Here is a 24625-nt window from a genome sequence, read left to right on the forward strand (position 1 = left end):
GTGCTCAAGCCATGTCCAGGGTAATTGCGACGGGACAATGGTCCGACGCCTTCGGCCGGTCCCAGCCGGCGCGCGGAAAGCGCTCCACCGCCTGTCCGGCCGGAAAGATGGTGCGCCAGGGCTGGCCGTTGCGGATGATGTCGGGAACCGCCGTCGCATTCTTCGCCGCCAGCCCTTTCGACAGCAGGATGTAGTCGAGCTGGCACAGATGCCGCTCCTTCGGCCCGCGCGTGTGGTAGAAACTCCAGCGGTCCATCTCCGGCCGGCGTTCGACGACATTCTCGCAAAAGCCGCCGGCGGTGAGCACATCGATACAGGACTGGCTCTCGTCGATCACCTGGAAGCGGTAGCCGTCGATAGCGTCGCCCTCGATCTTCACCCGCTGCCGGTAGTCGTTCATGTCGCCGCAGATCGCCCAGTTTTTGTCGGCTGCGTGCTCTTTGCCGAAGCGCTCGTCGATAATGCGGCGCACCGCTTGCGCCTCGGCGATGCGCACCGGCATCGTCGCCTCGCGGCCGTCGAGCCCATTGCGCGGCGAGCCCATCGATTTGAAATGGACGAGGTAAAGCGTCAGCGGCACGCCGCCGACCTTGATGTCGACCTCCAGGCAGTCGCGCCGGAAGATGCGTTCATTGGCCAGGTTGCCGAGCGCCTCGAGTTCAGGCGTGTGCAATCCGAACTGCTCGAACGTGACATAGGCATGGCTGGTCATGCGCACGAACTCGATCGGCTGACCTTGCGCGGTCTCGTTGCGCATCATCACGGCAACGTCGATGCCGCGCGAATCATTGCCGGCGGTGGTGTATTTCTGCCGGTAACCCTCGCCCACCATCTTGAAGAGATAGCCGTACTCGAAGGCCTTCAGCGCCTCGATGTTGTCGACCTCCTGCATGCAGATGATGTCCGCACGGGTGGCGGCAATGGCGAGCGCGGTCAACTGGCGCGTATCGTCGGATTGCGCGATGGCGCGCGCCTGCTCCAGCATCCGGTATTCGGCTTCGCTCTGGATGTCGAAAAGCGCCAGCGTGCGGTCTTCGTTGAGCTGGTTGCGGAAGCCCGAGAAATCGAACCTGTTCATCAGGTTTTCGACATTGAAAGTGGCGAGGCGCAGCGACATGGACTGACCTTTGCCTGCAAGCGCCCATGAAAACAAGGGCTGCTTGTCATGGCTGATGGAACCTTTCTGTTCATCCTCCGTTCAGACGCCAAGGTCCATCAATAGGCCACTTCCCTGGGGTATCCGGGCGTGGGGCCTGTATCACTTGGAGAGTGCAATGAGCTCGCTCTTTTCGTCCACAGTCAAATCCGGGCTGTTAGCGCTCGGTCTTTTCTCGGGTCTCACGGCGCCATCCGCCGCCGGCCCGATCCTGCAGCCAAACCTGGCGGTGCCGACAAGCACCGCATTGTCTGACATCACACCGGTTCGCGACAGCTGGGCGGGCGGCAATGACCGCCGCTCCTTCAACGATTGGCAGTGGCGCCGCCACGACGGCCGTCACTTTGCCCGGTCAGGCAACTGGAACAACGGCAACTGGAATGGCGGCAACTGGAACGGCGGCGACAACTGGCGCTGGCGCCATCACCGTCACCATCGCGGCCGTGATTTTGACAGCGGCGCCGCAGCAGTTCTCGGCCTCGGCCTGGGTCTCGGCCTCGGCAGCATCTACAACAACGGCTACTACAACAACGGCTATTACAATGACGGCTATTACGTGCAGCCGGCGCCCCGCCGCTATTACCGCACGCAGCGTCTGTCCAGCGCCCATGTCCAGTGGTGCTACGACCGCTATCGGTCCTACCGGGCCTGGGACAACACGTTCCAGCCCTATGGTGGCCCGCGCCAGCAATGCTGGTCGCCCTACAGCTGAACTATAAACGACAATACACGACGGCGCCGCCCCATCGCGGCGCCGTTTTCATTTGGGAAAGACGGCTGGTCTCGGTCACCGCTAACCATATGTTTATCGGCTCAGCCTATCCGTGATATCGTGCCCCATCTGACGATCGCGCCGATCCGGTCGCGAAGGACGTGCCGTCATGGCCGACAACGAATTGCGAAACAAACACCGGCAGCGCGTGCTGAAAGGCGCGACGATTCTGACCGGCCTCACCAATTCCGAGGTCAAGTGCACGGTGCGCAACATGCATGCCGGCGGCGCCGAGCTGAAAGTGTCTATTGACGCGCGCGTGCCGGACGAGTTCCTGCTCTATGTGCCGGTCGACGGCATCGGCTACAAGGCCATCGTGCGCTGGCGCCGCGACGACCGCATCGGCGTAGAGTTCACCGGCACCGAGCCGAAGCCGCATTGGCACTATGGCTGAGCGTCCTGATCGATAAACCGGCATGAAAGAGCCGGCGGATCGCTCCGCCGGCTCTTTGCTCCCAATCCTGACGACTGCGGGTTAGTTCTTGGCCTTGTCGACCAGCTTGTTCTTGGAAATCCAGGGCATCATGGCGCGCAGCTTGGCGCCGACTTCCTCGATCTGGTGGCTGTCATTGTTGCGGCGGATGCCCTTGAAGCGCGACATGCCGGCGCGGTATTCCTGCATCCACTCCGAGGTGAATTTTCCGGTCTGGATGTCTTTCAGCACGCGCTTCATCTCGGCCTTGGTCTCGGCGGTAATGATGCGCGGGCCTGAGACATATTCACCCCATTCGGCGGTGTTCGAGATCGAGTAGTTCATGTTGGCGATGCCCCCTTCATAGATCAGGTCGACGATCAGCTTGACCTCGTGCAGGCACTCGAAATAGGCCATTTCGGGCGCATAGCCGGCTTCCACCAGGGTCTCAAAACCGGCGCGGATCAGTTCGACCAGGCCGCCGCAGAGCACGACCTGCTCGCCGAACAGATCGGTCTCGCATTCCTCGCGGAAATTGGTCTCGATGATGCCCGAACGGCCGCCGCCGACGCCGCAGGCGTAGGACAGAGCGAGATCGAGCGCGTTGCCGGAAGCATCCTGGTTGACGGCGACCAGGCACGGCACGCCGCCGCCCTTCTGGTATTCGCCGCGCACCGTGTGGCCGGGGCCTTTCGGCGCGATCATGACGACATCGACGGTCGACTTCGGCTCGATGAGGCCGAAATGCACGTTGAGGCCGTGCGCGAAGGCAATCGCGGCGCCGTCACGTATGTTTGGCGCGATTTCGTTTTTGTAGATGTCGGCCTGCAATTCGTCAGGCGTCGCCATCATCATCAAATCGGCCCATTTGGCAGCGTCCGCCACGCTCATCACCTTGAGCCCGTCGGCCTCGACCTTCTTGGCCGTCGCCGATCCCGCCTTGAGGCCGATGGCGATTTCCTTGGCGCCCGAATCCTTGAGGTTGAGCGCATGCGCCCGGCCTTGGCTGCCATAGCCGATGATGGCGACCTTCTTGCCCTTGATCAGATTGAGATCGGCGTCGCGATCGTAATAGACACGCATCTTTTGCTTCCTTCCCGTAGAGATTAGAGGCCTTGCGGCCCGGTTTTTGCTCCATAAAGAGCGAGAAACTGCTGCGTTGCCCGGACGGCATCGCCGCCGATCGCCGCTTCAGTCAATTCCAGCCTGTCGCCGAGCAGGAGACGGATCTGCACGTCGCGGGCGACCAGCCCGAAAAAGGTCCGGAACGCCATTTCGGCATCCGTAAAGTCGAGCAGCCCGGCCTGCTTGCCGGCAAGCAGCACCGGCTTCAGCCGTCTGGCCAGCGCGAAACGGCCATTCTCCAGCACGATGGCGCCGAGATCGTCCTTTCCGGATCCGGCATGGCCGACCGCGACGCGGTTCAGCGCGATCGAGGTATCGCTCGAAATCACCTTCAGCCAGTCCGAGGCGAAGCCTTCCAGGCTTGCCGTCAGCGAGGCAAGATCGAGCCGCTCACCGTCGACCGGCACCACGCGCACTTTCGATGCCTGCCACTGCACGGTCGCCGTCAGCAGTCCGTCGCGGTCGCCGAACCATTTGTAGAGCGTTTCCTTCGAGCAGCTGGCGCGGCGCGCCACCGCCGTCATGGTCAGATTGTCGCCCTCCTCGACCAGCAGCCGCAAAGCCGCGTCCAGGACGGCCTTTTGCCGCTCTGTCAGCACTTCGCTGGTATCGATCTCGGCCCTTGCCTGCAACAATTTCCTGCCCATTCGATGAGGTCGCCGGGTCGCCTCAAACGGCGTACCGTACGTTACGGTTCGGCATATTGCGCAATCCTATGCTCGACGCAAGGGGTCAGGTAGAAAAATCGTCGACGTGAGAGCCGCCGAGCAAACCACGAGATTCTGACGGATCAATCATCGGCGGGCGGATGGCGCAGCTCTCCAAGCAGGCTCGCCAGTATCTTCAGCTCCTCGGCGGAGAGTTTTGCGCCGACCAATTCCGCAATCGACCGTCCATAGACAGCCCACATCCGTCGCCGCGTCTGACGGCCCTTGGCCGAGATGCGGATGGTCTGGCCGCGGCCGTCATCGGCAGCCCTGAGCTTCTCGACCAGTCCGTCTGCCTCGAGGCGCGCCAGAAGCCGCGAGATGTTATACTGCGCAAACAGTGTGCGCTCGGTCAGCTGGAATGGCCGCAGCCCGCCCTCACCCGCCTCGGCGAGTTCATGCAGCACGTCATACCAGTCGAGCGGCGGCAAGCCGCTAGTCTTCAAAGCCTCTTCCGCCTTTTCGATGAGCTGGCGCGAAACCCGCATCAGGCGGGCCCAGGCCTTGACGGCTTCGGGCGAAGGCGTGGTTGTTTTGATCATGACCCATCCTAGGCGGTAGATGCAGTTGCATCAAGCTTGACGGTCAATGCACTTGCATCTATATGCATGCAACTGCATCGATCCGGGAAAGATCCATGAAACACGAAATTTGCAAAGTCGCCGACGTCCCACAGACGGGCAGCCTGATCGCACCGTTCTTCGGCCGCGAGGTCCATGTCTGGCGCAGCGGCGAGCGTGTCCGTGCCGCCGCCAATGTCTGCCTGCATTTCGGCGGGCCGCTCGGCTGCAAGGACGGCAAGCTGGTCTGCCAATGGCACGGTGCCGCCTTCGATATGGAAAGCGGCGATCGGCTTGAAGGTCCGGCGCTAAAAGCGTCGCGACTGATGTTCCTGTCGACGCGCGTCGAGGACGGCGCGTTGAACTATGTCTGGGGAGAGTGACATGCCTGAGAAGAATGAAATGACTGGCAAGCTCATTCTGGTCAGCCATCATCTGTGCCCCTATGTCCAGCGCGCCGCGATCTCGCTGACTGAGAAGGGCGTGCCGTTCGAACGCGTCACCATCGACCTCGCCAACAAGCCGGACTGGTTCAAGGCGATTTCGCCGCTGGGCAAGGTGCCGCTGCTGATCGTCCACGCAAATGGCGAGGAGACAGTGATCTTCGAATCCGGCGTCATTCTCGAATTCCTCGAGGAGACGCAAGCCAATCCTCTGCATCCGGCCGACGCCTACGCCCGCGCCAGGCATCGCGCCTGGATCGAGTTCGGCTCGGCGACATTGAACGCCATCGGCCGGTTCTACTCGGCATCGACGGAGGCCGCCTTCCTGGCGGAATCCGCAGCGCTGTCAGCCATGTTCGATCGTGTCGAGAACGAATTGGCCGACCAGGCCGGACCGTGGTTCAGCGGCCAGCGCTTTTGCCTCGTCGACGCCGTCTACGGCCCGGTCTTCCGCTATCTCGACGCCTTCGACCGGATCGGCAATTTCGGCCTGCTGGACGGGAAGCTGCGGGTCCAGGCCTGGCGCAAGGCGTTGAGCGAACGCGCCTCGATCAAGGGTGCCGTGGCGCCGGACTATCCGCAGCGGCTGCGTCTATTCCTGCGTGCGAGAAATTCGTTTCTCTCGACCCTGATCCCGCCGGATGATCTGGCCAGTGCACCTCCTCTAGCCCGATCCGCCTGAACGGATCGATCAGCGTGCCGGCCACCATCGAGGCAAGCACGCTTGGCACTGCCGGGATTTTGGCGATGGTTGCCACCAGCCTGTCGCGGAAGAAGGGCAGCATCGTGCCGTCCGACTGGTAGAACGGCGTCAGCGCCAGCGACAGCAGCTGGAAGATTCGGACATGCCATCGCCGCGCCCGGGCGTAGCTTTCCAGCGCTGCCTCGACGTTGCCCGTTTGTGCCAAGGCATGGCTGAGTGCTGCCGCGTCGAGCAGCGCCATGTTGGCGCCTTGCCCGAGCTGCGGGCTGGTCGAATGCGCGGCATCGCCGATGACGGCCAGCCTGCGGCCGGCCGGCAGCTTCATCGTGTGGTGGCCGTAGCGCGCCAGCGACAGCTGGTCGAAGCTGTCGATCTGACTGGTGAACGCCTCGCACTGTGGCCACAGCGAGACCAGTCTCGCCTTCCAGGCGTCGAGCCCTGCCGCGCGCACGTTTTCGGCATCCGCCGGCTTCAGGCTCCAGAAGAACGCCGCCATCTTTTCCCCGCCCGGCTCCGGTCGGCCGATCGGCAGGACGCCGATCATCACGCTGGCCTTGTCGTAGCGCTGCAGCAGCGCATTTTCGTCGAAGCCTTGGCGCCAGCCGAGCGAGGCCCAGAACGCGCCGTAAGTGAGCTGCCGCGGCTCGGCCGGATCGTTGAGGCACCGGCGCAGCTTCGAACGCGAGCCGCTGGCGTCGACGACGAGGTCGAACGGCCCTGCCCTGCGGCCCCCCACCGTTCGGCTCTTGTCGAAGATCAGGCTTGCCCGCTCACCGACGTCCAGCGCCTCGATCTCGACACCGGTTTCGATGGCGATGCCTTGGCGCTGCACGGCGCGGAACAACACGTTGAACAGCGCCGCCCGGTGCACCGCCAGCCCGAAGCGGCCGCCAGGCTGCGCGTCGTAGCGCACGGCGAGCACGGTGCGGCCGGTCGAGGCATCGGCGCCATGCAGACGCTCGATGCGGCTGCCGAGCGCCAGAATGTCGTCGAGCAGGCCGAGATCGGCAACCACGCTCAGCCCGGTCGGCTGCAGGATCAGTCCGGAGCCGACGGGCTTGGGCTCCTCGAAACGTTCGAAGATGGTGACGTTATGGCCCGCACGCTTGAGAAAGAGCGCGGTGGCGAGCCCCGCCGGGCCGGCGCCCGCAATCGCGATGTCTAGAGATTTTTCCATTGCCCGCCCAACCACTGGCGGGACAATCCTTCAGCGCCATTGTCAAATCAAGCCATTGCTGCATGGACCAAAATATCAGCCACCGGCGTCGAAGGCAGCGCGCGCCTTGCGCACCGCACCATGGTTGAGTTCGGCCCACAGGATCAGTTGATGCAAGGCGCCGAACATCGAACGGCCGAGATCGGTCAGGCTGTATTCGACGCTTGGCGGCTTGGTCGGGAACACTTCGCGATGAACAAAGCCGTCGCGCTGCAGATCGTGGAGCGTCTGGGTCAGCATGCGCTGCGAGATGTCGGGCACCAGGCGCCGCAAGTCGCCGAAACGATAGGGCTGCTCGGCGAGCGCCGCCATCAGCAGCGAACTCCATTTGCCGTTCACACCCTGCATCACGTCGCGAACCGGGCAATCGGCAATGTTTGCGCCATCGCTGGTGGCTTTGAATATATTGAGCTTGGTTCTCAGATTGACGACCTTGCCGTCCATGGCTGCTGGTTCCCTGGCGGTGCCTACCTCCCTAAAAACTGCCTTCTTTACGGTGGCCGGTCAATTCTTATTTTAGTGCTGGTCTCTTTTTGAGACTGTCAGAAGCACCCGCCACCCGGCGCAATTTCAGGATCCCCCATGACCGCAACCCTTCTCGTCACCGGCGCTTCCGGCCAGCTTGGCCGCGGCGTCATCAACCACCTGCTGGACACATTAAAGGTCCCCGCAAACCGCATCATCGCCACCACCCGTACACCCGCCAACCTTGCCGATCTGGCGGCGCGCGGCGTCGTCGTCAGAGCCGCTGACTTCAACGACCCGCAATCGCTTGCCGAGGCCTTCGCGGGAGCCGACCGGGCACTCGTCATCTCGACCAACGAACTTGAGGTACAGGGGAAGCGGCGCGAGCAGCAGCTTGCGGCGGTGACGGCGGCCAAACAGGCTGGCGTCGGCCACCTGCTGTACACCTCGATGCCCAACCCCGAGCCTGGTTCGCCGGTTGTTTTCGCGCCCGACCACTACGACACCGAACAGGCGATCAAGGCGAGCGGCATCCCCTACACGATCTTCCGCAATGGCTGGTATAACGAGAACCTGTTCATGGCGTTGCCGCAGGTTCTGGCATCGGGTCAGTGGTACACCTCCGCCGGCGACGGCGCCATTTCCTACGGCACGCGCGACGATTTCGCGGCGGCGATCGCAGCGGGGCTCGCCTCGGACAGCAGCGAAAGCGCGACTTACACGCTGACCGGCCCCAGTGCGTATACGGCTGCCGAAGTGGCGGCGTTGGTCACCGAAGTCACCAGCAAGCCGATCCAGGTCATCCAGCTTTCCGACGAAGCCCTGACCGAGGGAATGAAGTCGGCCGGCCTGCCTGAACCCTTCGCAAAGGTGCTGGTGTCGTTCGACGCTGCCGCCCGCGCAGGTGACCTCGGCATGGTGACCGACGCGGTCGAAAAACTCTCCGGCCGAAAGTCGGTGCCGCTGAAGCAGTTTCTGGAGACGAACAAGGCTGCACTGGCCGGCTGAAAGCTGCCGTTGCGGGACGCCGAGCCCTTACGATTCGGCCTCCCGCACAATTACTTACGTCGCTTGACCAGTCCCAGCCGGATCAGGCTTTCGCCCGTGGCAATCAAAGCATCTTCGCGCGAGCGTGGCGCCCAGCCGAGCACGCGCACCGCCTTGGCGTTGGTGGCGTTCTTGATCTTGCCCAGTTCCGTTGCGAGCTGTGCCGCTTCCGGATTGAACAGCCCGATGATGCGCACCAGCCAATCGGGAAACTCCCGCGTCGAGACGCGCGACGCCGCCGGCCCGAGCCGCGTCTTCAGGGTCTGCGCGATCTCGCGCACCGTCATGAAATCGCCGGCGACAGCGAGGAACCGTTCGCCCTTGGCGGGGGGGTGGGTCATGGCGCGAACATGCAGATCCGCCACGTCGCGCGCGTCGACGACGCCGAAGGACAGGCGCGGCAGCCCAGGCACGGCGCCGTTCAGCATGCGCTGGACAAATTCGGTCGAGGTCGAATGGTCCGCGCCGAGCACCGGTCCAAAGATGCCAACGGGATTGACGACCGCAAGTTCCAGCGCGCCGCCCTGCTCGGCGATGAAATCCCAGGCCGCGCGCTCGGCGAGCGTCTTGGACTTCACATAGGCGCTGACCTTGCCTGCCGGATCGGTCCAGTTTTCCTCGTTGAAAGGCTGCCCATCCGCGCGCATCTTGCCATAGCCGACGGCCGCGAAGGATGAGGTGAGCACGACGCGCCTGACCCCGGTATCCCGCGCCGCCCGCAGCACGCGCAACGCGCCCTCGCGTGCCGGAAGGATCAGGTCATCCTCATGCGTGGGCACGCCGGGCGGAAAAGGTGATGCGACATGCAGCACGTAATCGCAGCCGGCCACCGCCGCCGGCCAGCCTGCGTCGGCCATCAGATCGGCATGGGCGAATGAAAGGGCGTCACCGGGCTCCGTGCCACCTGCCTTGAGCATGGCGAGCACATCGGCTTCGCGCCTGGCCGATCGCACGGAGGTGCGGACGCGGTAGCCGGCCTTCAACAGTTCGAGGATGCAGTGAGCGCCGAGGAAGCCGGACCCGCCGGTGACCAGCACCAATTCGCCGCTCATATTAGCCTCCTCGACGATTTATCCGTTCGAGACCCTCAGATCGCCACCTGCGTGCCGATCTCGACCACACGTCCGGTCGGGATCTGGAAATACTCCGTCGCATCGGCCGCCGAGCGGGCGAGCCCGATGAACAGCTTGTCCTGCCACACCGGCATGCCGGAATTGGGCGATGCCTTGAGCGAGCGCCGCGACAGGAAGAACGACGTCGTCATGATGTCGAACTTCCAGCCCTGCTTGCGGCAGATCGCCAGCGCGCGCGGAATGTTGGGCTGCTCCATATAGCCGAAGGTCAGCGTCACCCGCATGAACAACTCGTTGACTGTCTCCATCTTGACCCGCTCGCTGTCGGGCACCAGCGGCTGCGGTGCGGTGACCACCGACAGAATGACGTTCTGCTCGTGCAGCACCTTGTAGTGCTTCAGGCTGTGCATCAGCGCTGTCGGCGCGCTTTGCGGATCGCTGGTCAGGAACACGGCGGTGCCGGACACCAGCTGCGGCTTCTTCTTCAACAGATTGCCGGCGAGGAAATCGAGCGGGATTTCGTTGCGCCGGGTCTTGTCGAACAGATAGCGGCTGCCGCGCACCCAGGTCCACATCGCCAGAACGATGGTGAAGGCCACCGCAAGCGACGCCCAGCCGCCCTCGAACACCTTGACGATGTTGGAGGCAAAGAAGCCGATGTCGATGAACGCGAACACCGCCGTCATCGCCACCGCCACCCACAGCCGCCATTTCCAGATGCGTGTCATGACGACGAACAGCAGCACCGTCGTCACCAGCATGTTGCCGGTCACCGAGATGCCATAGGCGGAGGCGAGCTTGCTCGATTCGCCGAAACCGACGACCAGCAACATCACCGCCAAAGCCAGCAAAACATTGACGCGGGGCATGTAGATCTGGCCCGACTGCCGTTCCGACGTGTGCAGGATTTCGAGGCGCGGCAGCATATTGAGCTGCACCGCCTGCCTGGTCAGCGAGAAGGCGCCCGATATGACCGCCTGGCTGGCGATGACCGTCGCCGCGGTTGCCAATACCACCATCGGGATCAGCGTCCAGCCTTCGTTCATCTCGAAGAATGGATGGCCGACGTGACCGTTCTTCGCCAGCACGAAAGCGCCCTGCCCGGCATAGTTGAGCAGCAGGCAGGGAAACACGATGGCCAGCCAGGCGAGCACGATGGGCTTGCGGCCGAAATGGCCGAGATCGGCATAAAGCGCTTCGGCGCCGGTGACGGCGAGGAAGATGGCGCCGGTGGTGACGAAGGCGACATCGGGCGAATTGATCAGGAAGGCGACGATGTAGTGCGGGCTGACCGCCCACAGGATTTCGGGATCGGCGATGATGTGGTTCAAGCCCGAAAGACCGATAGCCAGGAACCAGACCGCCGTGATCGGGCCAAAGATCAGCGCCACACCGCCGGTCCCGAAGCGCTGCACCGAAAACAGGATCGCCAGGATGACCAGCGTCAGCGGCACGACGTAGGGCTGGAAGGTCGGGGTAACGACATTCATGCCTTCAACCGCCGAAAGCACCGAGATTGCCGGCGTGATGACGGCGTCACCGAAGAACAATGACGCGCCGACAATACCGATGGCCAGGATGATCGCCGAGCGGGTCGGGAAACTGCCGCGCGCCAGCGCCATCAGCGACAGCACGCCGCCCTCGCCTCGGTTGTCGGCTCTGAGCACGAACATGATGTATTTGATGGTGACGATAATCGTCAACGACCAGATGATCAGCGACAGCACGCCCAGAATATCGCCGCGCTCGGCGATTTCGCCGCCGGAGGACGCAACAAGCGCTTCCCGGAAGGCGTAGATCGGGCTGGTGCCGATGTCGCCATAGACCACACCGAGCGCGCCCAGCATCAGAACTTTGGTGCTGTGCTGTTCGATTTCGGGATGGCTCGATTGTTCGACGGGTTCTGCCTCAATACCAGCATTGGTAAGGGCCATGGACGACACTCCGATAAGCGCGCGGTGCTCTACGCTTGCTGCGATGCAATATCAAGTGCCGTGACGGTAGGGCTACCATGTTCCCAGCGCAGGGCTTGCCCCGCAATGACCGGTGCGTGGCGTCAAAGGCTGCCGGAAACCTCAGATCGCCACCTGCGTGCCGATCTCGACCACACGTCCGGTCGGGATCTGGAAATACTCCGTCGCATCGGCCGCCGAGCGGGCGAGCCCGATGAACAGCTTGTCCTGCCACACCGGCATGCCGGAATTGGGCGATGCCTTGAGCGAGCGCCGCGACAGGAAGAACGACGTCGTCATGATGTCGAACTTCCAGCCCTGCTTGCGGCAGATCGCCAGCGCGCGCGGAATGTTGGGCTGCTCCATATAGCCGAAGGTCAGCGTCACCCGCATGAACAACTCGTTGACTGTCTCCATCTTGACCCGCTCGCTGTCGGGCACCAGCGGCTGCGGTGCGGTGACCACCGACAGAATGACGTTCTGCTCGTGCAGCACCTTGTAGTGCTTCAGGCTGTGCATCAGCGCTGTCGGCGCGCTTTGCGGATCGCTGGTCAGGAACACGGCGGTGCCGGACACCAGCTGCGGCTTCTTCTTCAACAGATTGCCGGCGAGGAAATCGAGCGGGATTTCGTTGCGCCGGGTCTTGTCGAACAGATAGCGGCTGCCGCGTATCCAGGTGGTCATGATCAGCCCCATGAGGCAGGCAACGGATATTGACACCCATCCGCCTTCCACGATCTTGACGACATTCGCCAGGAAGAAACCCATGTCGATGGTGCCGAACAGCAGCGCCAATGCCAGGGCGAGCCCAAGCTGCCATTTCCACAAATTGCGCATGACAACGAACAGCAGAATGGTTGTCATCAGCATCTCGCCGGTCACCGAAATTCCGTAAGCGGAAGCCAGCGAACTCGAGCTGCCGAAGCCGACAACCAGCAGCATCACTCCCATAGCGATGAGCAGGTTGACGCGCGGCATATAAATCTGGCCGCTCTGCATTTCGGACGTGTGCTGCACCTCGATGCGGGGCAGCAGGTTGAGTTGCACTGCCTGACGTGCCAGCGAAAAAGCACCCGAGATCACCGCCTGACTGGCGATCACGGTGGCGGCCGTTGCCAAGCCGACCATTGGCATCAGCGCCCAATCCGGCAACATCTCGAAGAATGGATTGGTCGGCCTGCCGCCATTCGCCAATACAAAGGCGCCCTGGCCGAAGTAGTTGAGCAGCAGGCAAGGAAACACCACGGAAAACCACGCGAGCACGATCGGCTTGCGCCCGAAATGTCCAAGGTCGACATAAAGCGCCTCGGCCCCCGTTACCGCCAGGAACACTGCACCAACGGTCACGAAAGCGGCGGTCGGCGTGCCGGCTAAGTAGGCGATCGCATAATACGGGTTGATCGCCAACAGCACCGAAGGATCATCCATCAGGTGGTAGAGCCCGGAAACGCCGATGGCCAGGAACCATAGCGCCGTCACCGGCCCGAATACTGCCGCCACCTTCCCCGTGCCGAAGCGCTGCACGGAGAACAGAAATGCCAGGATGACCAAGGTGATCGGAACGACATAGGCCTCCAGCGTCGGTGTCACCACTTCCAGGCCCTCAACTGCCGACAGCACGGAAATGGCCGGAGTTATGATAGCGTCTCCGAAAAAAAGCGACGCCCCGCAAAGTCCGATGCTGAGGATAAGCTTGGCGCCTTTTGGATAGGCGCTGCGCGCCAGCGCCATCAGGGACAGCGTGCCGCCCTCGCCCTTGTTGTCGGCGCGAAGCACGAAAGCGACGTATTTTATGGTGACGATAATCGTCAGCGCCCAGACGATCAGCGACAGCACGCCCAGGACATCTATGCGCGTGTCGGTACCAGGCGAAGCGTGAAGCGCCTCGCGGAAGGCATAGATCGGGCTGGTGCCGATATCGCCATAGACGACGCCAAGCGCGCCCAGCATCAGAACTTTGGTGCTGTGCTGTTCAGTGTGCGAGTGGTTAGGTTGTTCGACGGGTTCAGCCTCGCTACCGATGCTGGAAAGAGCCATCGACTACTCCCCGATCATCGCGCGGTGCGCCTTGCTTGCTGTCATGCGATATCACCTTCGACACGAGCCTTCCACCGCTACCAACCGCAAGCCTTCAGAAACCGCCCCACCGTGCCGGCCATGCCATACTCCAACGCATCGGCTGTCAACCCGTGTCCGATAGACACTTCGGCCAATGCCGGAATGCGCTTTGCCAATGCCGGAAGGTTGTTCACCACCAGATCGTGCCCGGCATTGACCTGGAGCCCGGCGGCGAGTGCGGCATCCGCGGTTTTTCCCAATCTTTCCAGCTCCTTCCGCGCCTTGGCGGAATCGGAATGGTAGCTGCCGTAGGGCCCGGTATAGAGCTCGATGCGGTCGGCGCCGGTGTCGCGCGCGGCATTGACGCCGGTGGGATCCGGATCGGAAAACAACGACACGCGGAAGCCCCCTTTTTTCAGACGCTTGACGATCGGGTTAAGGAACGCCGCCTCGGCGGCAAAGTTCCAGCCATGGTCTGATGTCGCCTGCGCCGGATCGTCGGGCACCAGCGTCACCTGCTCCGGCTGGTGCCTTTCCACAAGCGCCAGAAAATCCTCGGTCGGGTAGCCCTCGATGTTGAATTCCGCCTTGGGAAACTCGTCGTCGATCAACGCCCGGATCTCCGGCAGGTCGGAATGCCTGGTGTGGCGCTCGTCGGGCCGCGGATGAACCGTCAGCCCGTGCGCGCCGGCCGCCAACGCCAGGCGGCCGAGCCCGGTGACGCTCGGCCACGGCAGGTCGCGGCGGTTGCGCAGCATGGCGATGGCGTTGAGATTGACCGAGAGTTTCGCGGGCATGGCGTGAGGTCCGGCTGTTTGTGCAGCGCATCTATACTGCCTTTGATGGGAACAGACAGGGGCTTTCGGGTGTTCCAGGGATGACATCTGCTCGCAAGGGGGAACCCAGCCAATGAATTTTCTCCAATCCGTGCCCGCGATCCGCCGCCTCGAAACCGACCGTGAGGACCTTTTCGCCATCGACGTCGTCGGCCATGTCTCGGCCGCCGACGGCGAAAATCTGTTCGGATTGCTGGAGGCTGCCTACGCGCTGCACCCGAGGATCGACGTCTTGGTGCGGCTGGTCGATCATGAGGGCGTCGACTGGATCGATATGGACGACGAGACGCTGAAACAAGGTACGGTTCATGCGCTAGAGCATATCGCCCGGTGCGCGACGATCGGTGAGCCCGACTGGATAGCGGATGCGCGGAACTTCCTTCCGGCTTCGCCACCCATCGAGTTCAGGCACTTCGCGGCCGAGGATGAAGCGGATGCCTGGCAATGGCTGGGTGCGACGCCACTCAGCCCTGCTGCGCCGGCTGCTACCTGACGCCGGCTATCTAACGCCAGCTATCTAACAATCGTCAGCCGCTCTGCCGCCCGCGTTATGGCAGTATAGAGCCAGCGCTGGCGGGTTTCCTTGAACGCCCAGCTCTCGTCGAACAGCACGACATCGTTCCACTGCGAACCCTGCGCCTTGTGCACGGTCAGCGCGTAGCCATAGTCGAAATCGTCAAAGCGCTTCTTCTGCTGCCAGGGGATATCGGCGTCCGGATCCTCGAAAGCCGACTTGAGCAGCTTGATCTTGGCGACGCCGCGGTCGGGATCGTCCTCCTCGGGCGAGACCAGAAGGTTGATGCCCGGCTTCACCGTTTCGCGCGACGAGGTCATCACCTTCCACAGCGAACCGTTGAGCAGGCCCTTGGCGGGGTCGTTGCGCAGGCAGACCAGCTTGTCTCCGGCCTGCGGATAATCGGCATTGAAACCCTTCAGCTCGCGCAGGCGCTGATTGTAGCGGCGGCGTGTTCGGTTGGTGCCGACCAACACCTGGTCCGCCTTCAGCACCAACTCCTGGGTGACGTCCTCCTTGCCGATGACCTGCGCGGTGCCGTAGTCGCCGCGCATGAACTCGCGGCCCTCGCGCACGTCGAGCGCCAGCTGGATGATCGGATTGTCGCGCGCCTGGCGGTGGATTTCGGTCAAGAGCACATCCGGCTCACGCTCGGTGAAAAAGCCGCCGCCCGAGATCGGCGGCAGCTGCGCCGGATCGCCAAGCACCAGGATCGGCGTGCCAAAACTCAGAAGGTCGCGGCCAAGCTGCTCGTCGACCATCGAGCATTCGTCGATGACCACCAGCTTCGCCCGTGAAATAGGGCTTTGGCGATTGAGCGAGAAGGTCGGCGACATCGAGGTCTTGCCGGTCACCTCGTCCGACACCGATTCCTCGCCCTTCGGCCGGTAGATCAACGAATGGATGGTGCGGGCATTGACCGCGCCCTTGGAACGCAGCACCTGCGCCGCCTTGCCGGTGAAGGCGGCGAACTGCACCTGGCCGTCGACATGCTCGGCAAAATAGCGCGCCAGCGTGGTCTTGCCGGTGCCGGCATAGCCGAACAGCCGGAAGACCTGCGGCCGGCCCTCTTTCAGCCAGCGCGCCACCGCCTTCAACGCCTCATCCTGTTGGGGAGAGAATTCCATCAGCGCGAGAGATCGGATTCGCAAGGGAAAGACAAGGCCGCCACCTCAATGCCGGAGGCGCTCAGGCTAACAGCGCCGAAACCGAACGTAAAGGGAACAAGCATTGAGAACGGAGGGCAATCGCTTCAAACCGCCAGCGCTGCCCCTCATTGCCCTGCCGGGCATTTCTCCCCGTATACTACCGGGAGAAAAAGGCTGGCCGCAGCCTCGGCGCCATCATGAGATGCTTAAGATTGGCGAAACCATCGACGCGAGCGACCCCTCTCCCCGTCGCCATACGGGGAGAGGATGCCGGCAGGCAGGTGAGGGGCGGCGCAAACACTGCGAGGACTTCATCCCTCACCAATCCCCGGATCGTTCTCCAACAAAATCGGCTTGCCGTGCGGCGTCGCATGCGCGGCGCGTTCCCAGGCGGCGGCGAGACTGTCGACATCGCTTTTTCCCGCCACACCCTTGGCCACCAGCAGCGTTTCCAGCGCCGCCAGCCAATGCTCGTAATAATCGTGGCCATCGCTTGCGGCGCCCGGCTTCTTCACTTGCGCCGACAGCGCATCGGCCCATTCGCTCCACGAAAACAGGCCCTTGTCATGCAGCGCCACCGTCATGGCGAAGGCTTCGGCCTGCCAGGGTTCGGCGAATACCGGTTCGTCCAGACCCGCCGGCAATGCACCTTCAGGCCGGCTCAAGATAGCTCTCCCAGGCATCGATCGAGACGGTCAGCGTCGAGTCGGCGCCCTCGCCCCAGATTTCCAAGCCATCGAAGACCACGGTATAGACCCATTGCGGGTTTTCACCGTTGCCACGCGCGTTGCTGTCAGGAAAGACGAAGCCGTCACGCACGGCCTCGATGATTCCGTGCTTGCCGCGCGCATAACGCGGCAGCCTTGTGTGGGCGGTGGGATTGAAATTCCTTGTCCGCACCGGATCGCCGGCCTTGAAGAGCGGCGCCGTCTCGACCGGCCGGTCGCAGGGACTGCCCTTGGCCAGCACCGCCGGCACGTTTTCGGCCTTCAGCACCCTTTTGGGAGTCGCAGCCGGATCGACCGCCCGACCCTCCGTCAGATCGCGCTCGCTGACGAAGCCATGGCGCTTCAGCAGCACCTCGAGCGCTTTGATCCATATCTGGTAGTAGCTTGAGGAATAATAGACGGCCGGATGCAGCGATTCCCTGGCGTGCCGGCTCTCGTCGATGTTCCAGGCGCCCATGGCGCCGGCGGTCAGCGTCACGCCCAGCGCCCGCCTCTCCCAATCCGCATGAAAATACGGTTCGTCCTTTTCGGGCACGACCGGCCCGAAACCCATCTGTCCGCCTAGATCCTGCGGCCCGTTCATGCCGGTACCTTCTTTGTCCCGGGTTCCTTAGCCACCGCCGTGCCGATCATCGCATCGCGGCTGACCAGTTCGGCGAGATGGTCCTCGCTCCAGCCTTCGGTACCGCTAGGCCGCATCGGCACCACGAGATAGCGCAGTTCGGCAGTCGAATCCCAGACGCGGATCTTTTTCTCCGCCGACAAGGTCAGCCCGAACTCCTCCAGCACGCCGCGCGGATCGATCACGGCGCGCGAGCGATAGGGCGGCGCCTTGTACCAGACCGGCGGCAGGCCGAGCACCGACCACGGATAGCAGGAGCACAGCGTGCAGACGACGAGGTTGTGCGTCTCGTCCGTGTTGAACACCGCCTGCATGTGCTCGCCCTGGCGGCCGGTGTAGCCCAGCGAGGTGATCGCCGCAGTCGCGTCGCGCTTCAGCCACTCGGCAAAGGCCGGATCGCTCCAGGCTTTCGCCACCGCCCTGGCGCCGTTGCGCGGCCCGATCTTGGTCTCGTAGGTGTCGACGATGACGTCGATCGCCGCCGGATCGATCAGGCCTTTTTCGGTGAGGATGGTCTCCAGCGCGCGCACGCGCGCCGCAAACGGGTCAAGTTCGTTGTCGTGGTCATGATCATGGGACATGACCGCAGACTAGGATCGCCAGCCCATGGCCGCAAGCATGACGGCTTGGGCCACGGGCTATCGCCTATTCGGCGGCGGCCTTCTGGGGTTCGATGAGCCGGTCCTCGGGGCCGAACAGCGACGCCTGCTCGCCGGTCGCGACGGCATGCAGCGCCGGCTTGTTCTTCTTCGAGGAGAAAAAGCCCATCAGCCAGCCGGAGAAATTCTCGAAATAGACATAGATGACAGGGGTGACGAACAGCGTCAGCGCCTGCGACGCCAGGAGGCCGCCGACCACGGCGACACCGAGCGGCTGGCGCAGCTCAGCACTGGCGCCGGTGCCGAGCGCGATCGGGAACGTGCCCATCAGCGCCGCCAACGTCGTCATCATGATCGGCCTGAAACGCATCAGGCACGCCTTGTGTATGGACTCCTTGGCCGACATGCCTTCTCGTCGCAGCTCCAGCGCGACGTCGACCATCATGATGCCGTTCTTCTTGACGATGCCGATCAACATCAGGATGCCGATCACCGCGATCACCGACAGGTCCATGCCGGCAAAGCGCAGCGCGACCACGGCACCCAGCACCGCCGAAGGCAGGCCGGTCAGAATGGTCAGCGGATGGATAAAGCTCTCATAGAGGATGCCGAGTACGATATAGATGGTCAGAATGGCGCCGCCGATCAGCAGGCCCTGATTGGCCAGCGAATCCTGGAAGGTCTTGGCGGTGCCGGCAAAGCTGGTCGAAATCGCCGGCAGCATGCCGATCTGCTCCTTCAGCGCGGCGATGCGGGCCGTGCTGTCGCCCAGCGCCACGCCTTGCGGCAGGTTGTAGGAGATGGTCACCGCGGGCAGCTGGCCGAGCTGGTTGACCGTCAGCGCGCCGGCGGTGCGGTCGACGCGGGCAAAGGCGCCGAGCGGCACCAGGCTGCCGCTTGCCGTCCTGACCTGGATGGCCAGCATGCGCTCGGGCGACCATTCGATGTTGGGATCGAGCTCCATGATGACTTCGTAGCTGTCGGCCGAGCCAAAGATCGTCGAGACCTGCTCCGTGCCGAAGCCGCCATAGAGACTGGAGCGCAGCGTGTCGGTGTCGATGCCGAGCGACGCCGCCTTGTCGCGATCGACCACCAGCGTCGCCTGCAATGAATTGTTCTGCAGATCGCTGGTGACGTCGGTGAAATTCGCATGATCGGCCGCCATCGCATCGTTGAGCTTTTGCGCCCATGTGTCGGTCAGGCCGGTATCGAGGCCCTGAACGACGAGCTGGTAGGCGCTGGCGGAAGAACGCGCGCCAAGCCGCAGGTTCTGCACCGGCTGCATATAGGCATCGATCCCCGGCACAGTGGCCAGTTGCCGCCGCAGATCGGACAGCACCTTGTCGATGTCGGGGCGCTGGCTCTTGTCCTTCAGCTGCACATAGAGCTGGCCCTGGTTCAGCGCATTGTTGCCGCCGCCGGCTGACCAGGCGACATGCGAGACATAGGGCGAACGCGAGAAGACACTTGCCGCCTGGTTCTGCAGCTTGACCATGGCGTCGTAGGAGATGTCCTGCCTGGCGATCGTCGTCACCGAGATCTGGCCGATATCCTCTTGCGGGAAAAAGCCTTTCGGCGAGACCTCGATCAGCCAGACCGACCCTGCCGCCGTGCCGGCGAAGACGAGGAACACCAGAAAAGTGTGGCGTAGGCAGAAGGTCAAAAGCCGGTCATAGCCGCGGGTGACGATATCCTGCTTGTGGCCGGGGGCATGCTTGTCGCGATCGGCCTTGGTCACCGACAGCAGGCGCGAACACAGCATTGGCGTCAGTGTCAGCGACACGAACATCGAAGCCAGGATGGCGACCGTTACCACGACGGCGAATTCGTTGAAGATGCGGCCGATGACGCCGCCCATCAAAAGCACGGGGATGAACACCGCCACCAGCGAGATCGAGATCGAGATGATGGTGAAGCCGATCTCGCGCGCGCCTTTCAGCGAGGCATCGAAGGCCGAGAGACCGTCCTCCTCCATGTGGCGAAAGATGTTTTCCAGCATGACGATGGCGTCGTCGACGACGAGGCCGACTGCGAGCGTCAGGCCCATCAGCGAGATGTTGTCGATGGAAAAGCCGAACAGGAACATGGCGCCCAGCGTCGCGATCAGCGAAATCGGCACCGCCACGGCCGGAATGATGGTTGCGGTCACCCGGCGCAGGAAGACGAAGATCACCATCACCACCAAAGCGATGGTCAACAGCAGCGTGAACTGGACGTCGTCGACGGCCTGGCGGATCGAGGTCGAACGGTCGTTGAGCAGCTTGATGTCGGCGGCGGCCGGCATTTGGTCCTTGAACGACGGCAGCATCGCCTTGACCTTGTCGACGACGTCGACCGTGTTGGCGTCGGGCTGGCGCTGCACCGCCAGGATGATGGCGCGCGTGCCGTCGTACCAGCTTGCGGTCGTCGTGGTCTCGACCGAGTCGATGACGCGCGTCACCTCGCCCAGCCGCACCGGATGGCCGTTCTTGGTGGCGATGATGAGGTTGGAGAACCCGGCGGCATTGGTGAGCTGCGTGTTGGCCGTGATGGTCAGCTGCTGCTTGTCGTTCTGCAAGACCCCGAGCGGCGTGTTGGAATTGGCCGACGCGATTGCCGTCTGCAGCTGGTCGATCGAAATGCCGCGCGCCGCCAGCGCCGTCGGGTCGATCTGCACGCGCACCGCATATTTCTGCTGGCCGAAGATCGACACCTGCGCCACGCCGTCGATGGTCGACAGCGAGGGCGAGATGACGTTTTCGGCGAAGGCGTCGAGGTCGGTGAGCGGAACCGTGTCGCTGACCAGCGACATCAGAAGGATCGGCGCGTCGGCCGGATTGACCTTGCGATAGCTCGGCGGCGACGTCATCTCCGGCGGCAACTGCCGCTGCGTGCGCGCGATCGCCGCCTGCACGTCGGCGGCCGCCGCGTCGATATCCCGGTTGAGCACGAACTGGATGGCAATGGACGTGCGTCCCAGCGAATTGCTGGTCGAGATCGAATCGATGCCGGCGATGGTGGCGAACTGCTTGATCAGCGGCGTCGCCACCGAAGTGGCCATGGTTTCGGGCGAAGCGCCGGCCAGGGTGGCCGAGACATTGACGACCGGGAATTCGGCGCTCGGCAGCGCCGCCACCGGCAGGAACTTGTAGGCAAACAGCCCGCCCAGCACGAGGGCGAACGACATCAGCAGCGTCGCGACAGGCCTTCTTATGCAGAATTCGGAGATCATTGGGCAGCTCCGCCGGCTTTGTCGGCTTCCGCCACCTTGGGCGCTGCCTGACGGCCGGCAGTTGCCTTGCCTTCATGCACGCTGGCGCCGTCCTTCAGCCTGGTTTGGCCCTCGACGACAACCTTCTCGCCCGACTTGACGCCCTCGCTGATGGCGCTGTTTTCGCCTTCGGTCAGCGCCACCTGCACCGGCCGCATCTCGACCGTATTGTCCAGTTTCACGACATAGACGAACGGCCCCTTCTGGCTGGGCTGGACCGCAACCGTCGGGATGGATGTCATCTGCGGCATGATGCCGGCGTCGAGCACGACATTCACATACTGGCCGGGCCACAGTGAAAGATCGCCGTTGGGAATGCTCGCCCGTGTCGCGATGGTGCCGGACGCGGTGTCGACGCTGGAATCGACGAAGTCGAGCGTGCCCTTGCCGATCGGCGTCGGGTCGCCATCCTTGGTCAGCGTCACCGCGCCTTGCTGCGGGTTGGCCAGCGCCTTCTGCAGCAGCGCCAGGTTGCTCTCCGGCAGGTTGAAGTTGACTTGCAGCGGATCCATCTCGGTGATCGTCACCAGCGGCGTGGCCGTGCTCGAGTTGCCGTTGCTCAAGGTGACCAGGTCACCGACCGAAACGTTGACGGCGCCCAGCCGGCCGGCAATCGGCGCCTTGATGCTGGCGAAGCCGAGCTGGACATTGTCGGCGTCGATCGTCGCCTTGTCGGCGTCCACGGTCGCCGCGGCAGCCTTTTGCGCCGCCACCGCCTGATCGTAGGTCTGCTGCGTGCCGGCCTGCTTGGCGACGAGATCCTTGGCGCGCTGAAGGTCGGAGCCCGAACTGGTTAGCAGCGCCTGGTCCTTGGCGAGCGTCGCCTGATCCTTGGCAAGCTGCGCCTTGAGCGCCCTGTCGTCGAGCGAGAACAGCAGGTCGCCGGCCTTCACCATCTGGCCGTCCTTGACGTCGATCGATACGATCTGGCTGGACACGCGGGCGTTGATGTTGACCACGGCCGGCGAAGACACGAAGCCGATGGCGTAACGGCGGATCGGAAAATCGGCCATTGTCGCGGTGGCCGAGACGATCGAGGCCGAACGAGCGCCATTGCCGCCTGCACCGGATTTGCCGCCAGCATTGTCGGCCGAAGCCTTGTCCGATCCAACCGGCTTGTCCGCTGCTGCCGTCTGCCTGGCGCCCGGCAGCATCTGCTGCAGACTGCTCGTCGCCGCCGGCGAAAAATAGACCCACGCCGCGGCGACACAGGCCGCTGCCACCACCACCGCCAGAACGACTTTTCCGCGCATCGACTAAAAGCCCTATGATCCGACACGCCGAACCCGGTGGTCTCATTCTACCCAATCACGGCGCCTTGCCGCGATCTCGCCGAAGTAGATAGGACGCACATTTGTCGGAAAAGGGCCAAAACACGGCATTACGAAGATTTAATGTGCACTGCACAATGACTATGCAGCCGGCTCAGCAGTCGGAGAACCAGCCAGGATGCGGTTGAGATTTCAGGCCGGATGCGTCTATTTCAGCATCGGCCAGAGCGTCGCCGCCAAGAGCACGCCCATGGCGATGTTGAACCATTTCAGCCGCACCGGATCCGACAGGAATCCGCGCAGCGCCGTGCCGAAGCCGGCCCACACCGAGACGCTCGGCAGGTTGACGACGGTGAAGGCGATCGCGATCAGCGCCACCGACAGGAACGGGTGGTCCGGATTGGAGTAGACGGCCATGGCGGTGATCGCCATCACCCAGGCTTTCGCATTGACCCACTGGAATGCGGCTGCCTCGATGAAGCGCATCGGCCGTGCCTCCGTCTCCCCCTTGCTGGACAGCGAGCGCGACATGGCGATCTTCCAGGCGAGATAGAGCAGATAGGCAGCGCCGGCGATCTTCAATCCGGTGTGCAAGGCCGGAAACGCCGTCAGCACCGCGCCCAGGCCGAAGCCGACGGCAAGCAACAGCACCAGGAAACCCATGCTGATGCCCAGCATATGCGGAATGGTTCTGACGAGGCCGAAATTCACGCCCGACGCCAAGAGCATGAGGTTGTTCGGCCCCGGCGTGATCGAGGTCACGAAGGCGTAGACCAAAAGGGCAAGGAAAGCGTCGAGGGTCATGACGGCTCACAAAGGTCAGCAATGCTGACTTAAATCGACAGGGCGCTGGACGCAACCTCATTCCATTGGTCCAAAGCGCCCCGCCGTGATCCGTCTATCCCGAGCCAGCCAGGCCGGCACAGTCTACCTGCCGTGGGCCCGCGCCGACAACAGGCTGGGAGCGGCGGCCGCCTCCTGATGGCCAGCCACACGCCGCAGGCCTTTGCGCCTCGGCGTGTTCCCGGGAAGCTTCACGCCATGCGCGAGGCCGAGGGCAGCCAGGATGCGGATGAAGAGCCAGCCGAGATCGATCTGCCCGCGTTCCAGGCCGAGCTTTGCGGATTCGGGAAACGCATGGTGATTGCCGTGGAAACTCTCGCCAAAGGTCACCAAGCCGAAACGCGGCAGGTTGTAGCCCTGCACGGCAACGCCATCGACGCGCCAGCCCTGCTGCCCGCTGCGATGTGCGAAATGCCCGACCAGCCAATGCCCGGTCAGCGACACGGAGATACGCACCGCAACGCCCCAGACCACCCAGCTCCACCCGCCGAGCAGCAAGAAAAGGATCGCCCACGGCAGTTGCTGCAGCATCCAGGTCCGCTCGACGAATTTGTAGAAGCGGTCGTTTCTGATCGACGGCTCGATGACGAAGTCAGGCGGATTGCGCAACGCCACGGCGCAATGCATTTGCCAGAAAGCGTCGGTGAAGAAAGGCCGGCGGTGGGCGTGCAGGTCGTGACAAGCCGTCTGGCGCTGCGCCCAGTCTCGTATGTCATGCGCATAGATCATGCCGAACGGACCGGCCATGCCGACGAGCGTGCCGAGATAGACCAGCGCGTGTTCGAGCCAGATGTGAACCCTGAACGAGCGATGGATGAGCAGGCGATGCATGCCGACCGAGTGTCCGGCGCAGATCGTCACCGCCGTCGTCGCTACGAACAGGGCGAAAGCGCTCCAGCTGAAGGTCAGCGGCCCGAACACCAACGCAATCAGCGTCATCGCGCCGACCCAGATCGACTTGGCCGGCATCCAGACGACCTCGCCATCTTCGGCATCGCTCAAGGGCTGCGAGATCATTCTGCCTGTGGATATGATCTTCATCGGCACCCCTCCTCTGCAGGAAACATTTCCGTACCAAAGAGCCTTGCCTTCCGGCGCGCCGGCGCTTATTTAGGCAATAAGCTA

The 24625-nt window shown here is 63.2% G+C and carries 23 protein-coding genes and 1 pseudogene; 6 read left to right on the forward strand and 18 right to left on the reverse strand.

What is annotated here, in order from left to right; translation table 11 throughout:
• Positions 1 to 4: 4 nt before the first annotated feature.
• Positions 5 to 1117: an endonuclease/exonuclease/phosphatase family protein gene (locus AC3CCE_RS22375; protein WP_023712688.1), complete on the reverse strand. Its 1113-nt coding sequence runs from the start codon at positions 1115 to 1117 to the stop codon at positions 5 to 7.
• Positions 1118 to 1274: 157 nt separating this feature from the next.
• Here AC3CCE_RS22375 and AC3CCE_RS22380 point away from each other — a divergent pair, with 157 nt between their 5' ends.
• A complete protein-coding gene (locus AC3CCE_RS22380; RefSeq protein WP_023698358.1) occupies positions 1275 to 1868 on the forward strand; it encodes a BA14K family protein in 594 nt (197 codons plus the stop codon).
• Between the two features lie 169 nt (positions 1869 to 2037).
• Complete coding sequence (locus tag AC3CCE_RS22385) at positions 2038 to 2322, forward strand: PilZ domain-containing protein (RefSeq protein ID WP_023685169.1); 285 nt, start codon at positions 2038 to 2040, stop codon at positions 2320 to 2322.
• 81 nt (positions 2323 to 2403) lie between these two features.
• Here AC3CCE_RS22385 and ilvC read toward each other — a convergent pair whose 3' ends face one another.
• The 3 genes from ilvC to AC3CCE_RS22400 form a co-directional block, all read right to left on the reverse strand.
• Entirely contained in the window at positions 2404 to 3423 is a 1020-nt protein-coding gene (gene ilvC, locus AC3CCE_RS22390) for a ketol-acid reductoisomerase (protein ID WP_013531065.1), read from the reverse strand.
• A 23-nt stretch (positions 3424 to 3446) separates the two neighbouring features.
• A complete protein-coding gene (locus AC3CCE_RS22395) occupies positions 3447 to 4112 on the reverse strand; it encodes a TetR/AcrR family transcriptional regulator (RefSeq protein WP_245264573.1) in 666 nt (221 codons plus the stop codon).
• Positions 4113 to 4255: 143 nt separating this feature from the next.
• The gene (locus AC3CCE_RS22400; RefSeq protein ID WP_352626227.1) at positions 4256 to 4714 is read right to left on the reverse strand and encodes a MarR family winged helix-turn-helix transcriptional regulator; all 459 of its coding nucleotides are present in this window, start codon (positions 4712 to 4714) and stop codon (positions 4256 to 4258) included.
• A gap of 95 nt (positions 4715 to 4809) precedes the next feature.
• On the opposite strand from AC3CCE_RS22400, the gene AC3CCE_RS22405 reads away from it, so the two are divergent.
• Complete coding sequence (locus tag AC3CCE_RS22405) at positions 4810 to 5115, forward strand: Rieske (2Fe-2S) protein (RefSeq protein ID WP_352626226.1); 306 nt, start codon at positions 4810 to 4812, stop codon at positions 5113 to 5115.
• Between the two features lies 1 nt (position 5116).
• Positions 5117 to 5857, forward strand: coding sequence for a glutathione S-transferase family protein (locus AC3CCE_RS22410; protein WP_352626225.1), 741 nt, complete (start codon positions 5117 to 5119; stop codon positions 5855 to 5857).
• On the opposite strand, the pseudogene AC3CCE_RS22415 reads toward AC3CCE_RS22410, so the two are convergent.
• Positions 5820 to 7055 (reverse strand): annotated as a pseudogene (locus tag AC3CCE_RS22415) (FAD-dependent oxidoreductase); the annotation flags it as partial. The gene AC3CCE_RS22410 and the pseudogene AC3CCE_RS22415 sit on opposite strands and share 38 nt — an antisense overlap.
• Before the next feature lie 75 nt (positions 7056 to 7130).
• Positions 7131 to 7538 (reverse strand): winged helix-turn-helix transcriptional regulator, encoded by a 408-nt coding sequence (locus tag AC3CCE_RS22420; RefSeq protein ID WP_352626224.1) that lies wholly within the window; start codon positions 7536 to 7538, stop codon positions 7131 to 7133.
• A 138-nt stretch (positions 7539 to 7676) separates the two neighbouring features.
• Here AC3CCE_RS22420 and AC3CCE_RS22425 point away from each other — a divergent pair, with 138 nt between their 5' ends.
• On the forward strand, positions 7677 to 8567 hold the full coding sequence (locus AC3CCE_RS22425; RefSeq protein WP_023741658.1) for an SDR family oxidoreductase: 891 nt from the start codon (positions 7677 to 7679) through the stop codon (positions 8565 to 8567).
• 50 nt (positions 8568 to 8617) lie between these two features.
• On the opposite strand, the gene AC3CCE_RS22430 is transcribed toward AC3CCE_RS22425, so the two are convergent.
• From AC3CCE_RS22430 to AC3CCE_RS22445, 4 genes are all read right to left on the reverse strand, one after another.
• Entirely contained in the window at positions 8618 to 9658 is a 1041-nt protein-coding gene (locus AC3CCE_RS22430; RefSeq protein ID WP_352626223.1) for an SDR family oxidoreductase, read from the reverse strand.
• A gap of 35 nt (positions 9659 to 9693) precedes the next feature.
• Positions 9694 to 11613 (reverse strand): potassium transporter Kup, encoded by a 1920-nt coding sequence (locus AC3CCE_RS22435; protein WP_352626222.1) that lies wholly within the window; start codon positions 11611 to 11613, stop codon positions 9694 to 9696.
• A gap of 141 nt (positions 11614 to 11754) precedes the next feature.
• The gene (locus AC3CCE_RS22440; RefSeq protein WP_352626221.1) at positions 11755 to 13668 is read right to left on the reverse strand and encodes a potassium transporter Kup; all 1914 of its coding nucleotides are present in this window, start codon (positions 13666 to 13668) and stop codon (positions 11755 to 11757) included.
• Between the two features lie 77 nt (positions 13669 to 13745).
• Entirely contained in the window at positions 13746 to 14486 is a 741-nt protein-coding gene (locus tag AC3CCE_RS22445; protein WP_023702989.1) for a pyridoxine 5'-phosphate synthase, read from the reverse strand.
• A gap of 112 nt (positions 14487 to 14598) precedes the next feature.
• On the opposite strand from AC3CCE_RS22445, the gene AC3CCE_RS22450 reads away from it, so the two are divergent.
• Positions 14599 to 15018, forward strand: coding sequence for a SpoIIAA family protein (locus tag AC3CCE_RS22450; RefSeq protein WP_023682069.1), 420 nt, complete (start codon positions 14599 to 14601; stop codon positions 15016 to 15018).
• Positions 15019 to 15038: 20 nt separating this feature from the next.
• Here the strand turns inward: AC3CCE_RS22450 and AC3CCE_RS22455 are convergent, their stop codons facing one another.
• The 8 genes from AC3CCE_RS22455 to AC3CCE_RS22490 form a co-directional block, all read right to left on the reverse strand.
• The gene (locus AC3CCE_RS22455) at positions 15039 to 16166 is read right to left on the reverse strand and encodes an ATP-dependent DNA helicase (protein ID WP_352626220.1); all 1128 of its coding nucleotides are present in this window, start codon (positions 16164 to 16166) and stop codon (positions 15039 to 15041) included.
• Between the two features lie 332 nt (positions 16167 to 16498).
• The gene (locus AC3CCE_RS22460; protein ID WP_352626219.1) at positions 16499 to 16852 is read right to left on the reverse strand and encodes a nitrile hydratase accessory protein; all 354 of its coding nucleotides are present in this window, start codon (positions 16850 to 16852) and stop codon (positions 16499 to 16501) included.
• Positions 16839 to 17498 (reverse strand): nitrile hydratase subunit beta, encoded by a 660-nt coding sequence (gene nthB / locus AC3CCE_RS22465; RefSeq protein WP_352626218.1) that lies wholly within the window; start codon positions 17496 to 17498, stop codon positions 16839 to 16841. Before nthB ends, AC3CCE_RS22460 begins: the two co-directional genes overlap by 14 nt.
• Positions 17495 to 18118, reverse strand: a complete 624-nt coding sequence (nthA, locus tag AC3CCE_RS22470; protein WP_352626216.1) for a nitrile hydratase subunit alpha — start codon at positions 18116 to 18118, stop codon at positions 17495 to 17497. The genes nthB and nthA overlap by 4 nt, the downstream gene beginning before the upstream one ends.
• A 64-nt stretch (positions 18119 to 18182) precedes the next feature.
• A complete protein-coding gene (locus tag AC3CCE_RS22475; RefSeq protein WP_352626215.1) occupies positions 18183 to 21347 on the reverse strand; it encodes an efflux RND transporter permease subunit in 3165 nt (1054 codons plus the stop codon).
• Positions 21344 to 22639: an efflux RND transporter periplasmic adaptor subunit gene (locus tag AC3CCE_RS22480; RefSeq protein WP_352626214.1), complete on the reverse strand. Its 1296-nt coding sequence runs from the start codon at positions 22637 to 22639 to the stop codon at positions 21344 to 21346. The genes AC3CCE_RS22475 and AC3CCE_RS22480 overlap by 4 nt, the downstream gene beginning before the upstream one ends.
• 225 nt (positions 22640 to 22864) lie before the next feature.
• Positions 22865 to 23461 carry a LysE family translocator gene (locus AC3CCE_RS22485; RefSeq protein ID WP_023682076.1) on the reverse strand — a complete coding sequence of 199 codons (597 nt, stop codon included), beginning with the start codon at positions 23459 to 23461 and terminating at the stop codon, positions 22865 to 22867.
• 123 nt (positions 23462 to 23584) lie between these two features.
• Positions 23585 to 24541, reverse strand: coding sequence for an acyl-CoA desaturase (locus AC3CCE_RS22490; RefSeq protein WP_352626213.1), 957 nt, complete (start codon positions 24539 to 24541; stop codon positions 23585 to 23587).
• Positions 24542 to 24625 lie beyond the last annotated feature (84 nt).

The sequence above is a fragment of the Mesorhizobium sp. P160187 genome (assembly GCF_057766425.1).

Excerpts from the sequence above, each read along its gene's own strand:
- AC3CCE_RS22430 (WP_352626223.1), bottom strand. The coding sequence starts at position 9,658 with ATGAGCGGCGAATTGGTGCTGGTCACCGGCGGGTCCGGCTTCCTCGGC.
- nthB (WP_352626218.1), bottom strand. The coding sequence starts at position 17,498 with ATGAACGGGCCGCAGGATCTAGGCGGACAGATGGGTTTCGGGCCGGTC.
- AC3CCE_RS22445 (WP_023702989.1), bottom strand. The coding sequence starts at position 14,486 with ATGCCCGCGAAACTCTCGGTCAATCTCAACGCCATCGCCATGCTGCGC.
- AC3CCE_RS22480 (WP_352626214.1), bottom strand. The coding sequence starts at position 22,639 with ATGCGCGGAAAAGTCGTTCTGGCGGTGGTGGTGGCAGCGGCCTGTGTC.
- AC3CCE_RS22380 (WP_023698358.1), top strand. The coding sequence starts at position 1,275 with ATGAGCTCGCTCTTTTCGTCCACAGTCAAATCCGGGCTGTTAGCGCTC.
- AC3CCE_RS22405 (WP_352626226.1), top strand. The coding sequence starts at position 4,810 with ATGAAACACGAAATTTGCAAAGTCGCCGACGTCCCACAGACGGGCAGC.
- AC3CCE_RS22485 (WP_023682076.1), bottom strand. The coding sequence starts at position 23,461 with ATGACCCTCGACGCTTTCCTTGCCCTTTTGGTCTACGCCTTCGTGACC.
- AC3CCE_RS22475 (WP_352626215.1), bottom strand. The coding sequence starts at position 21,347 with ATGATCTCCGAATTCTGCATAAGAAGGCCTGTCGCGACGCTGCTGATG.
- AC3CCE_RS22490 (WP_352626213.1), bottom strand. The coding sequence starts at position 24,541 with ATGAAGATCATATCCACAGGCAGAATGATCTCGCAGCCCTTGAGCGAT.
- AC3CCE_RS22385 (WP_023685169.1), top strand. The coding sequence starts at position 2,038 with ATGGCCGACAACGAATTGCGAAACAAACACCGGCAGCGCGTGCTGAAA.
- nthA (WP_352626216.1), bottom strand. The coding sequence starts at position 18,118 with ATGTCCCATGATCATGACCACGACAACGAACTTGACCCGTTTGCGGCG.
- AC3CCE_RS22375 (WP_023712688.1), bottom strand. The coding sequence starts at position 1,117 with ATGTCGCTGCGCCTCGCCACTTTCAATGTCGAAAACCTGATGAACAGG.
- AC3CCE_RS22410 (WP_352626225.1), top strand. The coding sequence starts at position 5,117 with ATGCCTGAGAAGAATGAAATGACTGGCAAGCTCATTCTGGTCAGCCAT.
- AC3CCE_RS22400 (WP_352626227.1), bottom strand. The coding sequence starts at position 4,714 with ATGATCAAAACAACCACGCCTTCGCCCGAAGCCGTCAAGGCCTGGGCC.
- AC3CCE_RS22440 (WP_352626221.1), bottom strand. The coding sequence starts at position 13,668 with ATGGCTCTTTCCAGCATCGGTAGCGAGGCTGAACCCGTCGAACAACCT.
- AC3CCE_RS22435 (WP_352626222.1), bottom strand. The coding sequence starts at position 11,613 with ATGGCCCTTACCAATGCTGGTATTGAGGCAGAACCCGTCGAACAATCG.
- AC3CCE_RS22425 (WP_023741658.1), top strand. The coding sequence starts at position 7,677 with ATGACCGCAACCCTTCTCGTCACCGGCGCTTCCGGCCAGCTTGGCCGC.
- AC3CCE_RS22455 (WP_352626220.1), bottom strand. The coding sequence starts at position 16,166 with ATGGAATTCTCTCCCCAACAGGATGAGGCGTTGAAGGCGGTGGCGCGC.
- AC3CCE_RS22450 (WP_023682069.1), top strand. The coding sequence starts at position 14,599 with ATGAATTTTCTCCAATCCGTGCCCGCGATCCGCCGCCTCGAAACCGAC.
- ilvC (WP_013531065.1), bottom strand. The coding sequence starts at position 3,423 with ATGCGTGTCTATTACGATCGCGACGCCGATCTCAATCTGATCAAGGGC.
- AC3CCE_RS22420 (WP_352626224.1), bottom strand. The coding sequence starts at position 7,538 with ATGGACGGCAAGGTCGTCAATCTGAGAACCAAGCTCAATATATTCAAA.
- AC3CCE_RS22395 (WP_245264573.1), bottom strand. The coding sequence starts at position 4,112 with ATGGGCAGGAAATTGTTGCAGGCAAGGGCCGAGATCGATACCAGCGAA.